This is a genomic window from Nostoc sp., from assembly GCF_036919615.1.
In the GTDB taxonomy this organism is placed as follows: domain Bacteria; phylum Cyanobacteriota; class Cyanobacteriia; order Cyanobacteriales; family Nostocaceae; genus Nostoc.
Window position 1 is genome coordinate 132,190 of sequence record NZ_JBALCN010000097.1, and the last position, 13,996, is coordinate 146,185.

Annotated in this window: 11 protein-coding genes; 3 read left to right on the forward strand and 8 right to left on the reverse strand. The window is 40.7% G+C overall.

The features are described 5' to 3' along the window. Positions 1-535: 535 nt before the first annotated feature. Both V7K48_RS29085 and V7K48_RS29090 read right to left on the reverse strand, forming a co-directional pair. Positions 536-1,570 (reverse strand): iron-siderophore ABC transporter substrate-binding protein, encoded by a 1,035-nt coding sequence (locus tag V7K48_RS29085; RefSeq protein WP_335077847.1) that lies wholly within the window; start codon positions 1,568-1,570, stop codon positions 536-538. Then, entirely contained in the window at positions 1,558-4,233 is a 2,676-nt protein-coding gene (locus tag V7K48_RS29090; protein ID WP_335077849.1) for a TonB-dependent siderophore receptor, read from the reverse strand. Before V7K48_RS29090 ends, V7K48_RS29085 begins: the two co-directional genes overlap by 13 nt. 734 nt (positions 4,234-4,967) lie before the next feature. Between V7K48_RS29090 and V7K48_RS29095 the strand changes: the two genes are divergently transcribed. Then, positions 4,968-5,879 carry an IS982 family transposase gene (locus tag V7K48_RS29095; protein WP_335077851.1) on the forward strand — a complete coding sequence of 304 codons (912 nt, stop codon included), beginning with the start codon at positions 4,968-4,970 and terminating at the stop codon, positions 5,877-5,879. 148 nt (positions 5,880-6,027) lie between these two features. On the opposite strand, the gene V7K48_RS29100 is transcribed toward V7K48_RS29095, so the two are convergent. From V7K48_RS29100 to modD, 3 genes are all read right to left on the reverse strand, one after another. Further along, positions 6,028-6,735, reverse strand: a complete 708-nt coding sequence (locus tag V7K48_RS29100) for a 2OG-Fe(II) oxygenase family protein (RefSeq protein ID WP_335077853.1) — start codon at positions 6,733-6,735, stop codon at positions 6,028-6,030. A gap of 87 nt (positions 6,736-6,822) precedes the next feature. Next, positions 6,823-7,002 (reverse strand): hypothetical protein, encoded by a 180-nt coding sequence (locus V7K48_RS29105; protein WP_335077855.1) that lies wholly within the window; start codon positions 7,000-7,002, stop codon positions 6,823-6,825. Between the two features lie 66 nt (positions 7,003-7,068). Further along, positions 7,069-7,920 (reverse strand): ModD protein, encoded by an 852-nt coding sequence (modD, locus tag V7K48_RS29110; RefSeq protein ID WP_335077857.1) that lies wholly within the window; start codon positions 7,918-7,920, stop codon positions 7,069-7,071. 450 nt (positions 7,921-8,370) lie between these two features. Between modD and V7K48_RS29115 the strand changes: the two genes are divergently transcribed. After that, a complete protein-coding gene (locus V7K48_RS29115) occupies positions 8,371-9,033 on the forward strand; it encodes a TonB-dependent siderophore receptor (RefSeq protein ID WP_335078066.1) in 663 nt (220 codons plus the stop codon). Between the two features lie 3 nt (positions 9,034-9,036). Further along, the gene (locus tag V7K48_RS29120; protein ID WP_335077859.1) at positions 9,037-9,252 is read left to right on the forward strand and encodes a hypothetical protein; all 216 of its coding nucleotides are present in this window, start codon (positions 9,037-9,039) and stop codon (positions 9,250-9,252) included. Between the two features lie 256 nt (positions 9,253-9,508). Here the strand turns inward: V7K48_RS29120 and V7K48_RS29125 are convergent, their stop codons facing one another. From V7K48_RS29125 to V7K48_RS29135, 3 genes are read right to left on the reverse strand one after another with little or no spacing between them, the layout of a single operon-like run. Then, positions 9,509-10,168 carry a 2OG-Fe(II) oxygenase gene (locus V7K48_RS29125; RefSeq protein ID WP_335077861.1) on the reverse strand — a complete coding sequence of 220 codons (660 nt, stop codon included), beginning with the start codon at positions 10,166-10,168 and terminating at the stop codon, positions 9,509-9,511. Positions 10,169-10,196: 28 nt separating this feature from the next. After that, a complete protein-coding gene (locus V7K48_RS29130; protein ID WP_335077863.1) occupies positions 10,197-11,207 on the reverse strand; it encodes an ABC transporter substrate-binding protein in 1,011 nt (336 codons plus the stop codon). Continuing rightward, positions 11,207-13,849, reverse strand: coding sequence for a TonB-dependent siderophore receptor (locus V7K48_RS29135; protein ID WP_335077865.1), 2,643 nt, complete (start codon positions 13,847-13,849; stop codon positions 11,207-11,209). The genes V7K48_RS29130 and V7K48_RS29135 overlap by 1 nt, the downstream gene beginning before the upstream one ends. Between the last annotated feature and the right edge of the window lie 147 nt (positions 13,850-13,996).

The following is a 13,996-nucleotide window of genomic DNA, read 5'->3' on the forward strand; positions in this document are numbered from 1 at the left end:
AACTCTTTTGTTACGTCGATTAACCCACAATCATCGTTGCTCAACTGCTTAAGATTTATTTTATAAACACCCTCTAAGTTCCTATATTGAATTTGGACAGTCGTTAATTGAATTTGGACAGTCGTTGATTGAATTCGGGCAGTCGTTGATTGAATTCGGGCAGTCGTTGATTGAATTCGGGCAGTCGTTAATTGAATTCGGGCAGTCGTTGATTGAATTCAGGCAGTCGTTGATTGAATTTGGATAGTCGTTAATTGAATTCGGGCAATCACCAAAAATTTACATAGAATTGCTCAACATATTTATAATAAATAATTTAAATATACTGAATAATGCGGGTGTCAAGTAGCCCCAATTCTGTTTATCTTAGTGCTGTACAGTTCAGTTTAGAAGTCAGTTTTTATCCTGGCACATAATTAATAATAGAAAAGTGATTTATATCATGTCCCAAACGCGAGTCTAAAATACTTGATAGAGCACAGCGTCGGATTGAGGCTTGAAATCGATCAGTCCCACCTTAGACTTAGTGGGACACTTATGGCATAGTAGTTGTTGGTTTAATAGATTTAATCAAATATCGGAATAAATCGTCTATTAACAGGTTTGCTGAGATCGGGCCCATACCACGCCAGTAAAAACCAACTTCATCCACTGAAGAGTGCTGCACGACTTTTAACCTAGACCATAGTGGAGATGCCTTCAAATTTTGAAGTTTAGAATCGAGATTTTCATGACTCATGATATCTTGGGTGACTAAAAATAGGATATCTCCATCAATTTCATCCAAGAGTTCCTCAGATATGTGAAGAAAAGCATAGCGTCCCCCCAAGCGCATTTTGTTGCTCGTCTCAAAACTGAGTAATTGATTTGGGGGACGTTGAATACCAGCATCTTTAAAAACCTCTCCTTCAAAAGAAGCCGCCTCAGGCAGGAAAACTCCATCAGTACGCAATTCAGCCACCGATACAAGTGTAGTTAAGAGACGCTGACCTATAGAAGCTCTCAACTGTGCTAAACGTGCATAATAATTAGTCATTAATTGCTGTGCTGACTGAGTTTTCCCCAAGGCATCAGCAGTAAAAGCTAAGAACCCCTTCCACGGTGCAGCTGGATCAAAAGTAGCCAAAACTGTAGGTGCAATGTGGGATAACAGGCTGTAGATATCTTGATGGGAACTCAACCCCAGAATTAAGTCTGGCTTGAGTCGCAAAAGCTTCTCTAGATTGGGAGACTCCGAACCCACATCTTCAATGCCTTTAAGTTTGCCCACCAATTGCTGCAAGTCAGAAACAGCATCCTTTGGGGCAGCGATAGGCGTGACTCCCAAAGCAAAAGTAGGTTCTAATAAAGCTTGAACCAAAACCACTACCCGTTGAGGATGGGTAGGAACTATCGTTTCACCCATAACGTGTTTGACTACGCGGACATCGACTTGGGATGGTGATTTATTTAAGGAATGACCATTATTGTATGAAGGTTTCCACAAGCTGCAACCATACAAAAATAGCAGCAGCAACATTGCAATTAGGGATAGCCACCTCACCATAATTGTTACTTTTATAATTGCCACTTTAAAGTTGCCTCTACCCCGAAAGGTTCACCTCGAAAAACGCGATTAATATTGTAAGCGCCTTCATAATAAAGAACGTCAAACAAATTTTGGAAATTTAGTGCTGCTTGGAAGTGGTTGTGGCGGTAGTATAAAGCAGCATCGGTGCGAACATAACTCGGTAAAGTGTATGTGTTAGTTAAATCACCTTCTCTGTCACCAAAATAGAACACACCCAAGCCGCCTCCCAACCCTTGCAATTTGCCTTTGGGGATAATATAGGTTGTCCATAAAGAAGCGCTATTTTCTGGAGTATTAGCAAGTAAACTTCCGACTTTAAAAGTGTTGTCACGAGTTACACGACCATCAATATAGTTGTAAGCGGCAATGATATTCCATCCTGGGGCAAGTTCCCCGGTGAAAAATAGCTCAACACCTCTACTTCTCTGCTCACCAACTTGGATAGCATAGGTGGGATCGTTTGGATCTGTTGTTACAATGTTGCTTTGGGTGAGTTGGTACAAAGCGAGTGTTGCGGAAAGTTTATTATTGAGCAAGTCGGTTTTGACTCCAACTTCATACTGAGTACCGCGTGTAGGTTCAAAGGAATTGTTGTTAACATCTGTACCCAAAGCTTGATCGAAAGAGCGACTGTAGCTGGCGTAGAGTGAAATAGGTGGAATCGGTTGATAAACAATGCCTAAGCGTGGGCTAAACGCTGAATTGGATTGGGAGGTAACACTTCTCTCAATAGGGCTTGTGGGGTCGCTTGTGGTTGCGGCGACAATCTTTTGATCCTCAAAGTCCCCCCGTCCACCTAAGACCAACTTCAGATTAGGTGCGATTGCTAATTGGTCTTGAAAATAAATTCCTAAGTCATCGAGTCTTTCCTTATCTTTGCGAGTGTCCAAAAAATCTCCTGGTGTCTGTCCATAAACTGGATTGTAAATATCAAGCGACGGAAAAGTTCGGTCTATAAAACTGAAGGGTGAAACGATACGTTGATACCAATCAACACCGATGAGCAATTGGTGTTCTAGAGAACCAGTTTTGAATTTACCCACCACATGAGTATCTTGAGAAAGGTTGCTGACGCTAGTCGGGCCCCAAATCTGCTCAAAGCGATCAACGGTACGGTTATCTGCCTCTAAACTCGTTGGTGTGACGTTAGTAGTATAAGGTCGCTCTACAAACGCATAGCTCAAGCTATTGTACAAAGACCACTTATCACTAAAATTATGCTCAAATTTGTAGCCAACTCGACCTACTGTCACCTTTTCTCTGTCTTGCGTCGGATCTCCCACATAGGTGTTAGGAGAAAACTTGCCATTTGGATTTGGTAGTATTGTTCCAATCGCAGGTAAACCTAGAGGAGAGAGTTCCGCTTGTCGTGAACTGAGATACTCCCCAGATACAGTCAGCTTTGTGTCACGATTCGGTTGCCAACTAATAACGGGTGCAAAAAAAGTCCGCTCTGCGTATACATGATTAATATAGCTGCCGGAATTTTCGTAATCAGCATTGAAGCGATACAACAGCTTTTTATCAGTCGTCAGAGGACCTGTGAAGTCTATGGAGGATTTATATAAGCTATAACTAGCGACATTACCCTCTATTGAGTAGTAAGGTGTACTGAGTGGCTGTTTAGTTATGAGATTATACACACCTCCCGGTGAGCCATTTCCGTAAAGTACCGAAGCTGGTCCTTTTAAGACCTCTACACGTTCTATGTTGGCAAGGTCATTTTGAAATGGAGTGCCAATAAAACTAGTGAGGTTATCTCTCAAACCATCTCTGAGACTATTTGAAGACTCAACATCGAAACCGCGAATAATCACACTCTCGCCAAGGCGGCTTGGTTCCGAGTTCTGACCGATACCAAGATTTCTCAGGACATCGCCAACGCGTTTGTCTGCTTGGTCTTCAATCACTGCCCTTGGGACAACTTGAACCGTTTGTGGAATATCCCGGTTTAGCGTATTTGTTCTTGTCCCGGTAGTGGCATCCGGTACACGATAACCAGTATCTGGGGGAGCAATTACCTCTAGTTCTATCGCTGGCTTTTCCCCTGGTGTCTGCTGTGTTGTTGCAGTAGAAGTTACCCCAAACACCAAACCCTCAGTCTGACTATCAAACAATTCCACTGCTGGCGCAGCCGTTTTCCCCACAACTGTTAATCGCACTGTGTTAGTGTCCACATTGGTAACTGTAATTAGTGCTATGCTGGCAGATGGCTTTGATTGTTGGAAACTCTCACCACTTGTCAGTTGAAAGTGAGCATTTTTGATATCTGCAACGTAGGAATTACCTTCTACTTTCCCAGAAACTGACAATTTCTCAGAACTGGGCGTAACTAAAATTATCTCTATTCCTTTGACAGTGGTGTTTACCTTCACATCCATCACCGACACTACAGGAGTTGTAGCTTGACTAAGTTGGGAGACTTTGTTCTGATCTCTGGGTGTCCTCAGTAAATAAGTTGGGCTGGTGAAAGCAGACTGCATATCACTCAAACTATAAATCTTTTGAGTTGGTTCAACTTGATTGGATGCTGTCTGTTGGGGTAATGGTTGTTTTTCAATTTTTGGTATCTCCTGACTCAGAACAGGAAGAGTGTACGCCACCATTGAGGCGGTAAATAAAAGACATCGCCGAAACAAGACAAATAATTTTTTCACAGCCACTATCACTCCTCACAATTCGCTATTTACTACGAAATCAGCACACGACAAACAAAATATGTCAAAGATATAGGCGATCGCAGAACCAATGAACCTTTGTCTTTGAGCATTCATATTTCTAAAATAATACCAAAATTTTTGGTAACTATTACCAAAAATTTTGGTGATCAAATTTTGACAAATAGTATTACTATTGAAATCAAGCAAATAAGTAACAGAAATCAACCAATTATTAGAATTAAACTTTTTGAATATATTTGACTAATTTTGTGCATTGAACTTCATGTAGCTGATCCAGGACTTACGCAAGAACTCTCTGAAACTCTTATTTCTCCGTGTCGCGCCAGTTGCAACTCCTGCGGAGAGACGCTGCGTGTAGCTTGCTTCTCCGTAGGAGTACAAGTCTCTTAACCGCAAGGGCGCACTGGCTTCTCTGCGGACTCTGCGGTAGCCTGCGGCAAGCCGCTTCTCTACGTTCGCGCAGTGTGTCGCAGACAGACTCTACGCGAATGCGTCTACGATTTTCCGTTACCTGTGCGTAAGTCCTGTGATCTATTCATTTCACAAGCTTATTTAATGTGAGTTCGACGGATAGAAAAGCCCAAAAAGCCCGCTAGATGGGAATTGGGTTAACAGGGGAGGTGAAGTGCGATCGCTACGATTGATTGAGAATCAGCAAAAAAGTCACAAAAAAATGCCGAGACTAAGAATATCTAATAAAAATAAGGGTCTCGGCTGTGTCCACTATTGTATCTCGCCTCGACGTCACGCAAATTTTCTGCGATGTAGATGATTTCTGTAACCAATGGGAAAATCTATGGCAGCAAGTACCACAGTTACCATCCATAAGGGGAGAGCGCCGCAGTAAATCAAAAATGCATTTATCAGAGGTGATGACAATTGCAATCGCATTTCATGGTAGTGGTTATAAGACTTTCAAGGAGTTCTACACGTTGCACGTACTACAAAGTTGGCGTGGAGCGTTTCCCAACTTGGTGAGCTATACCAGATTTGTGGAACTGATGCCCTGGTGTTTGATGTTGTTGTGTTGTTTTTTGCATACAAGAACGGGAGAAATTACAGGAATTAGTTTTATTGATTCGACTCCAATCAATGTTTGCCATAATTGCCGCGCTCATGCACATAAAGTCTTTAAAGGGTTGGTAAAATGGGGCAAAAATTCTGTGGGCTGGCATTTCGGTTTTAAACTTCATTTGATAATTAATGACCAAGGAGAATTGCTGGCATTTAAATTAACTCCTGCAAATGTAGATGACCGAAAGCCAGTACCTGAGATGACTCAAGATTTGATTGGTAAACTTTTTGGGGACAGAGGATATGTTTCACAAAAACTATTTGAAGAGTTATACGAGCGAGGCTTAGAGTTAATTACAAAATCCAAGAAGAATATGAAAAACCGCTTGGTAAAATTGATTGATAAAATTCTTTTACGCAAACGGGTAGTAATTGAGTCGGTCAATGACCATCTCAAAAATATGTGTCAAATAGAACACTCTCGACATCGTAGTGTATTTAACTTTTTAGTCAACTTGATGGCTGGTTTAGCTGCTTACACCTATCTGCCCAAAAAACCTTCGATTGACATTTACCCAAAAGATTTGCCTGCACTACCTCCTGCCCTTTTTTAGTTCCGTCGAACTCACGTTTATTTAGTAGTCTGCTAACCCAAATTGTTAGATGAGGGTTGGGGAAAGGCTAAACTGACATCTTGCACCAAGCCTAAAGAAGTGGAATAAAGAGAGATTGTTTTCAATAGTGCAAAGTCGATGCAATAGACTAAGTACCAGCATCGAGCTTATGAAAAAAAGTGATCCTGAGAGCCAATCGGCACTGTGATGCACCCGATGCTACAGTCGTCACCATGTGCCACGAATTATGTGCTTGCACAATCACAGCCGAAAGCTGGCCCAGTGGTGGAATATCTTGGAAGATAGATTCTGGTTGTTCGTCATAGAGAATTCGCAAACAACCACCCCAACCCATAGGCCATTGCTCATTGAAAAATAGCAGATGAGTTAGAGCTTTGGATGGTTCATCAGTATGAGGGCGATGACAGTGCCCTGGATTATATCGACGAAACCCAATCACCATTGCACAGTCTTTGAGTTCCACCCCAGACATTTCTGTTAAGGCTTGGCGGTAACCAGGTGTCCACAGTTCTTCGATCAGTTCTTGCCAAATGCTGCTAAGATTCTCAAGATTAGAAGATAATCTTCCGTCTGCAATGCGATCGCGCCAGCGAACTGCCAACTCAGGACTGGCGCGATCGCAAAACTTGCAAATCAAGGCAATATCCTCATTACTAGCAAGCATCTCACTCCAGAGGTATCCATATCCTTCGCCTGTTGATGAGCGAAACTGTTCTTGGGGAAAGCTCACAGCAAGTTCCAAACTAGCCTCTTTGGGCAACAAATTCTCGATCACAGCATAGCGATATGGAACTAACTGCATTCCTATATGACGTATGGCATCTAAATTTAGCATTTCCAATCTTCTTTGGATTATGTTTCCGACTTCACATATATATGTACATGATTGCTAAATTTGAGTTTGACAGTAAATATAGCCTCTTCATGAGAAATATTTTGGTTTCAAAGGATAAGCCGGAGCAGATAATATGAGGATATTTCTCACATTAGTCACATAACGACCTCCAGCTTTGTCACCTAAAACTACTAAACGAGCAAATCCTTCATCTATTAAAGACACAACTTTACCATCACTAGCTTTTTTTTCAAATGCAATTAGCACTGTTTTCCTTTCAAAATATTGTAGAGACAACTGCAATCTGAAGTATCAAACTAAATTAAAAATGCACTACTGCGCCATCCTCATCTTGACTGCAATATCACACGGTTTACCAAAGTATGGTGAACTTGTCACTAAAATATCTACACCACTGCTTGCATAATCTTTTATATTTTCAGAGGTAATACCACCAGCCACCGCTAGTTTTAAGTTCGGATACTGCTGCTTCAACTTCAAAACCAGAGGCTCAAGGTCTGGGATCGGAATTTTATCAAACTGAATTAAATCTACACCTGCTTGAGCAAGCATCCAGGCATCTGTTGGTGTATCTACTTCAACGCAAATAGGTTGTTCTGGAAACTGTCGTCGTAGTTCATTCATCCGCTCAATTAGCCCAGCTATACCTCCCAGAAATATCAGGTGTTGGTTAAAGATCAAAACTGTTTCAGATAATCCTAAGCGATGAAAAAAGCCCCCGCCAGCTAGAATTGCTTTGATGGAAAGCGCTCTAGTACCTGGAAAACATTTACGAGTAGTCACAATAGAAACAGACTGATTCACTGTTTTGGCAGTATCTACTAATACTCTGGTACGTGAAGCAATGCCAGAAGTATATTCCATTAAATTTAAAGCAACTCTCCAGCCACTGTGTAAAGCTTGAGCAGTGCCACTAGCTTGAAGAATTAATTGCTTTTCCTGGCAGACTGTACCACTTTCCACTTGATAATGAACTTCGGCACCACAATATTTTAATACTCTAGCTGCTTCTTCAGTAGCGCAAATGGTCATCGGATGACGGGTAGAAAACTCGATTTCACCGGGTTGCTTGCCAATGCCAAGTCCGTAGGTTGTCAAATCTAGGTAGGGAACATCTTCCTGAATTAACCTAGCGATCGCCTCATCTGAAAATAAAACACTCATTTTAGTTTTGTGATCAGCTTACAAATAATATAAGCTCAACCTAGATTTACACTAAACTTAATATTATTCAGTTGCAGGAATTGTAATAATCACTACTATTCTCCCAAATAGTTGGTAACAAAAAAGTTTAGGTCTGTAGTCGTCAATGCTTTACAGACTTGGCGTTCATCTTCAAGCAATCAAGATTGCAGCCAACTTTTTTAATATGGATAACGACCTTGCGCTGCTAAATATTGAACTTTTGAGTCATCACATACCAAGACTCTCTCAAGAATGGCGTAGACCATAAGGGCTTGTCGCAGACATCGCCCTTCTTGATAAATATGTAAATCCTATTGTAATGAGATTACCAATAATATTGGCTACTTAGTACGGCGCTTGGTAAAGATATTCTGACAAAAGACTTGGATCAACATCACAGCACTTTCTTAGATAATTTTAATTAAAAACATTGGGGAAGCGTTAAGAAATGTTGGTGTAGTAGGCGGAGGTACTTTTGCTCAGTCAGACAGATTAATTCTTCGAGGCTCTGGTACTACTAATATTCTTACAGACGGTTTGAGAAATTATTTTGCTGGAGTCAGAGACCTAACTAGCATTGGCAATGTTGAGCGAATTGAAGTGCTGCGAGACCCAGCTTCTGTACTTTACGGACAAGGAGACCTGAGTGGAACAATTAATTTAGTCACTAAGCAGCCCCTAATAGATCCTTTTTACTCAGCTTCTTTTTCTGTGGGTAATTACGACACTTATCAAGGCACACTTGATTTATCTGGGCCACTTACAACCGATAAAAGTGTTTTGTATCGCCTCAATGGTTCCTACCTAACTTCAAACGGTTTTGTTGATTTTTATAGCCAGCAGCGATCGCAGATTGCCGGGGCGCTAGCATGGAATATTGGCACAAACACGAAACTGACATTCTATACAAGCTATGCGGATTTTAGTCGTAGCGCTTACTATCAAGAGATACCTACCTTGGGAACTTTATTTTCTAATCCCTTGAGTAAACTCCCTCGAACTCGATTTTTGGGTGAACCAGACAAAGAAAACCAAAACACTTCAGACACTCGATTGAGTTACAAACTAGAGCATCGCTTCAATGATAACTAGTCTTTGCAGAATGCTTTCCAAGCAATTTTTACCAAATATAGTAACGATTTGAAAACACGTCCCCTGGGTCTATTAGAAGATAACAGAACCTTAAGACGAGATGCTTTCACTAATCCAGGAGGTGTCAATTACTACGTTTATGATTTAGATACTCACGTTGCGGGGCGGTTTAAAACTGGAGGTATCACAAATATCAGATACTTGAACCCATTTATTTAAAACCAACGATTGCTAACGGAGCGACAAATTGTCGCCCTATCAGCAATAATTTATGGTTAAATTAGTTAGTTATTAATATTTTGAGCAAAATTATCCTCATAATCTGCTAAACAATAGACCTCTTGCATAAGTCGAATAGACCCCCCTTAATCCCCCCGATATATTGGGGGGAAACTTGAAATCTTGCACCCTCCCCAATATATCGGGGAGGGTTGGGGAGGGGTGATTCAAGGATTTTTGCAAGAGGTCTAATAACCTAAGACTCTGGTAGCCAAAAGGTAGTCGCTAGATGCAAACGGTGTTGAGTTGCATTCAAGGAAATAGGGGAAACCATGTGCCAAGAGCGATCGCAACGGACAATAGCAACTGAATATTGCGGCAATGGTGGAACTTCTTGAATTACAGAAGTAGTCTGATTATCTTTAAGAACTTGAAAATACCCTCCCCACTCTGGGTTCCATCCCTCATTGAAATAGAAAAGTTGAGTTACATGTTTACGCGGGATATCTGTATGAGGACGGTTCCAGAATCCTAAATCATGTCGTGTTAAATAAATTGTTAGTGAATGGTTTTTCAAATCCAAATTAGTAAGATGCTCCATTGCCTCTCGATAATCAGGAGTGAGAAGTTGTTCAATCAATTTTTGCCAACTCAGACTCAGATCCTTGATATCTTGTAGACCTTTGTACTTACTTTCATCCAGAATGCAGCGTGCAAAAAACCTGTAGTCATCATATGTATATTCCGGGTATCCATCTGGCTCAAAGTCTCTAGCATGATATTCTTTATAGTTTGTAGTAGCAAAACTATTTGCTAGTTCAGATTGTACTGAAGTGTCAAGCAAGTTTTCAAATACAATCCATTTATAAGGAATTGACTGCATAGTTGCATTACTAATTGCACTCAAGTTCAACATAATCCCTCCTAAAAAACTTTCAAATAGTTTATTGCTGTTTAACTAAATATCGCTCCAAATCGTCTATCATCCGATTGGCTGCAAGGGGGCCAAACTGAACCCAGTAAAACCCCACCTCATGAACTTTTTCCTGTTGGACAACTTTCAACTTCGACCACAACGGTTCTGTTTTCAGTTGCTCAAGTATTGGGTGTAAATCCCTTGTGCCCAATGCGTCTTCTGATACTAGAAATAAAATATCCCCATCTAACTCACTCAAGAATTCTTCTGATAAAGCATAGGCAGCAGGGCCACCCCCTAGACTTAGGGTTGCTTGACTATCCAAAGTTTGAGAGTAAGGACGTGCAACACCCGTATCTTTAAGAATAACTCCTGAAAAACTTGCCTTCGCCCACAGCCAAAGTGCATCAGTACGCAATTCGGCAACCGAGACTAAAGTTGTGTTCAGGCGATCGCCCATTTTTGCTTTAAACTGTTTTAAACGTGCATAATAATTATCCATTACCTGCTGGGCTGTTTTAGTTTTACCCAGAACACTGGCTGTGAAAGCAAAAGATTCTTTCCAAGCTCCACTGGCTCCAGGAGGAGCCAAAACAGTGGGTGCAATGTGTGATAACAGTGGATAAATATCTTGATGAAAATGCATACCAAGAATTAGGTCTGGCTTAAGAGCCAATATCTTTTCGATACTAGGAGAGAGCCAATCTACATCTTCAATACCTGATAGCGGGCCTACTAATCGCTGCAATTGTGAGACAAATAACTTTGAGGCAGCTATAGGTTTGATCCCCAACGCCAAAGCATTTTCTAAACAACGACCACTAAGCACAACAACTCGTTGAGGATGAGCAGGAACTATTGTCTTACCCATTAAGTGCTGAACGACTCGAACCTGACTTAAAGAAAAAACACTTTTGTCATGACTAACTTTTGGGTAATTAAAAAAGAAACAACCGTTTAGCCACACTACCACAGCAAGCAATCCTAAAAGGGGCAGGCATAGGACAAAACACTTGGTTAACCAATGAGTTGTTCTCATTAAAGTTCCCACTTCACTGTCAACTGTGCTGTATACGGACGACCAGGAATAATTCTTTGGAGATAGTCAAAGCTTGCTTCATAATATCGAACATTAAATATGTTATTCAAGTTGAGTCCAATGCTAAAGTTATTATTCCGATAGTACAGAGCTGCATCGGTAAGAAAGTAGCTTGGGATCGTATATGTATCGAAATTATCTGGTTTATTATCTCCAACATAGTTAAAGCCAATTCCACCTCCAAAACCTTTGAGAGAGCCAGTACTAAAGGTGTAAGTTGTCCACAAACTAGCGACATTTTCTGGTACTCCTTCTACTCGATTCCCGACTGGAAGATCATTGTCTTTGGTAATGCGTGCGTCTGTATAACCGTAGAAGCCAATCACATTCCAACCGGGAAGAATCTCTCCGGTGACACTCAGTTCTACTCCCCGACTTCTTTGTTCTCCTGTTTGCACCTCAAAATTATCGGGATCAATAGGATCGGGAGTCAAAATGTTAGTTAATGTCAGTTGATATAAAGCAAGTGTTGCTGAGAGTTTGTTATCGAATAAATCAGTCTTAACGCCCACTTCATACTGAGTACCCAGCTGTGGTTTAAAAAGGCTGTTATCTCGACCTGCACCCGTTACTTGTTCAAAAGAGCGGCTGTAGCTGGCGTAGAGGGAGACAGGCGTTATGGGTTGATAAACTATGCCTACCCTTGGACTAAAGGCAGAATCAGACTGGACACTCGCCGTTGAAGCAATCCGATTAGCATACTCGTTCTCTACTAAGTCATAACGTCCGCCCACAAGCAGTTTGAGGTTATTGGCAAGTGTCACTTGGTCTTGAAGATAAAAGCCCAAAGCATCATCTCTGGTGTAGATATCAATTCTTCCAAGAGTATCACCTAGTGGTTGACCATACACTGGGTTAAAGACATCAAGAGGGGCCGCAGCTGTTCTAATTATACCAGTGCTTCGGGTTTGTCTAAATAAGTCAAACCCTAGCAATATTTTGTGTTTAATACTACCAGTGTTAAAATCACCAACAACATGAGTATCTAAAGTATAAGCTTCATACTCTGTTGGCTTTGAATAAGTAATCTGTGTTCTTTCGACAGTGCGGTTGTCTGCTTCCAGTAGACTGGAAACATCTGTTTCACGTAAATCAATGGTTAAAAATGCAGCTTGAAATGAATTACTAATAGACCAGTTATCGTTAAAGCGATGTTCTAGATTGTAATTATATCTATTAAGCTGACGGTTAAGGAAATCAGTCGGTTCCCCTAAATAACGGTTAATAGGGATTTTGCCATTTGGGTTAGGAAGTATAGTTGCACTAGCAATCTGATCATCACCAGTACCTAGCGACTGTTGTATGTCTTCATATTCTGAATCAAAAGTTAGATTTGTATTTTTCCCTATACGCCAATTAACAACAGGCGAAACGAAAAAACGCTTTTCATTATAAAAATCAGTAAAGTCTTCTGTGGTTCTGTAAGAAGTGTTTAAACGATACGACAGACTGCCATCTTTTGTTAGAGGACTAGAAAGGTCAAGTGAAGGTTCAAAAAGTTCATAAGCACCACGCCTTACCTCTAAGGCATAGTAAGGTTGACTCAAAGGCTTTTTAGTAACTACATTAATGATCCCACCTGGATTGACTTGACCGTAAATTACAGAGTTTGGCCCTCTAACAACTTCTACTCTATCTATATTTGTCAGCGAACTTGAAAAAGCAGCAACATCTGCAAAGCGGTCTTTCACACCGTTTCTGTAAACATTTCTGGCTGTAAAACCTCGAATCAAAAAAGTATCTTCAATTCGAGATGAAAAATTATTTTGGACAACGCCAGCATTTCTGAGTATCCCAATTAAGTTACGCGGTTGTTGGTCTTCGATAACCTGCTGTGGAATCACCTGAACCGAAGCGGGAATATCACGCAATGGTGTATCTGTTTTCGTTGCAGTAGTTGCATCTGGTATCCGATAAATATCTGGTGGAGCTATCACGTTTAACTCAATAGGCTTTTCTGGCTCTGTTGTAGATGGTTTTTGTTCTGGCGTTGTTGTTGGCTGTTGAGCAGTGGAAGCACTAGGAGTCACCCCAAAAACTAAACCTTCTTTTGTACTATCAAACAACTCCACCGCAGGCGCAAAAGCTTCCCCAGTCACCGTTACTCGCAATGTGTTCGCATCTACATTTGCAACTGTTACTTCTGCAATTCCGGCTACTGGCTTTTCTTGTTTAAAATCCCCACTTCTTAATTGCAACTTGGCATTAGGGATATCTGCAATATAGGAATTACCCTCAGTCTTTGGTAAAACTTGTAATTTAAGAGAATTAGCTGTGACTAAAATTAACTCTATCCCTTTATCAGTAGAGTTAACCTTCACATCCGTAACTAACACCACATCTGTAGTTGCTTGACTAAGTTCAAGAAGTTTGTTCTGTTCTCTAGGTACTCTCCATAAATATGAAGCGTTAGTTTTAGGAAGTTCTAACTGATTCAATGTTTGAATTTCTTGGAAAACTTCACCTGAACGCACTAAAGTTTTTTTGACTAACGCTTGTTGAGAATATGCTGGATTAGCTAAAGTAAGAGAAACAACAGATATTAACCAGCAAACAGCAGTATATTGTAGTTTAATGAACATTTTACATCCACTCCTCAACGGGTACTAAGTCTTAAAATTGGCAATTAAGTATAATTTCCTTCTCAGCTCCTAGTTCCCAAGTACTGTTACTAATTAAGTTGGTGAAAAAATGTGTTTATACCAACCTAATTATTGTAAAAATATACA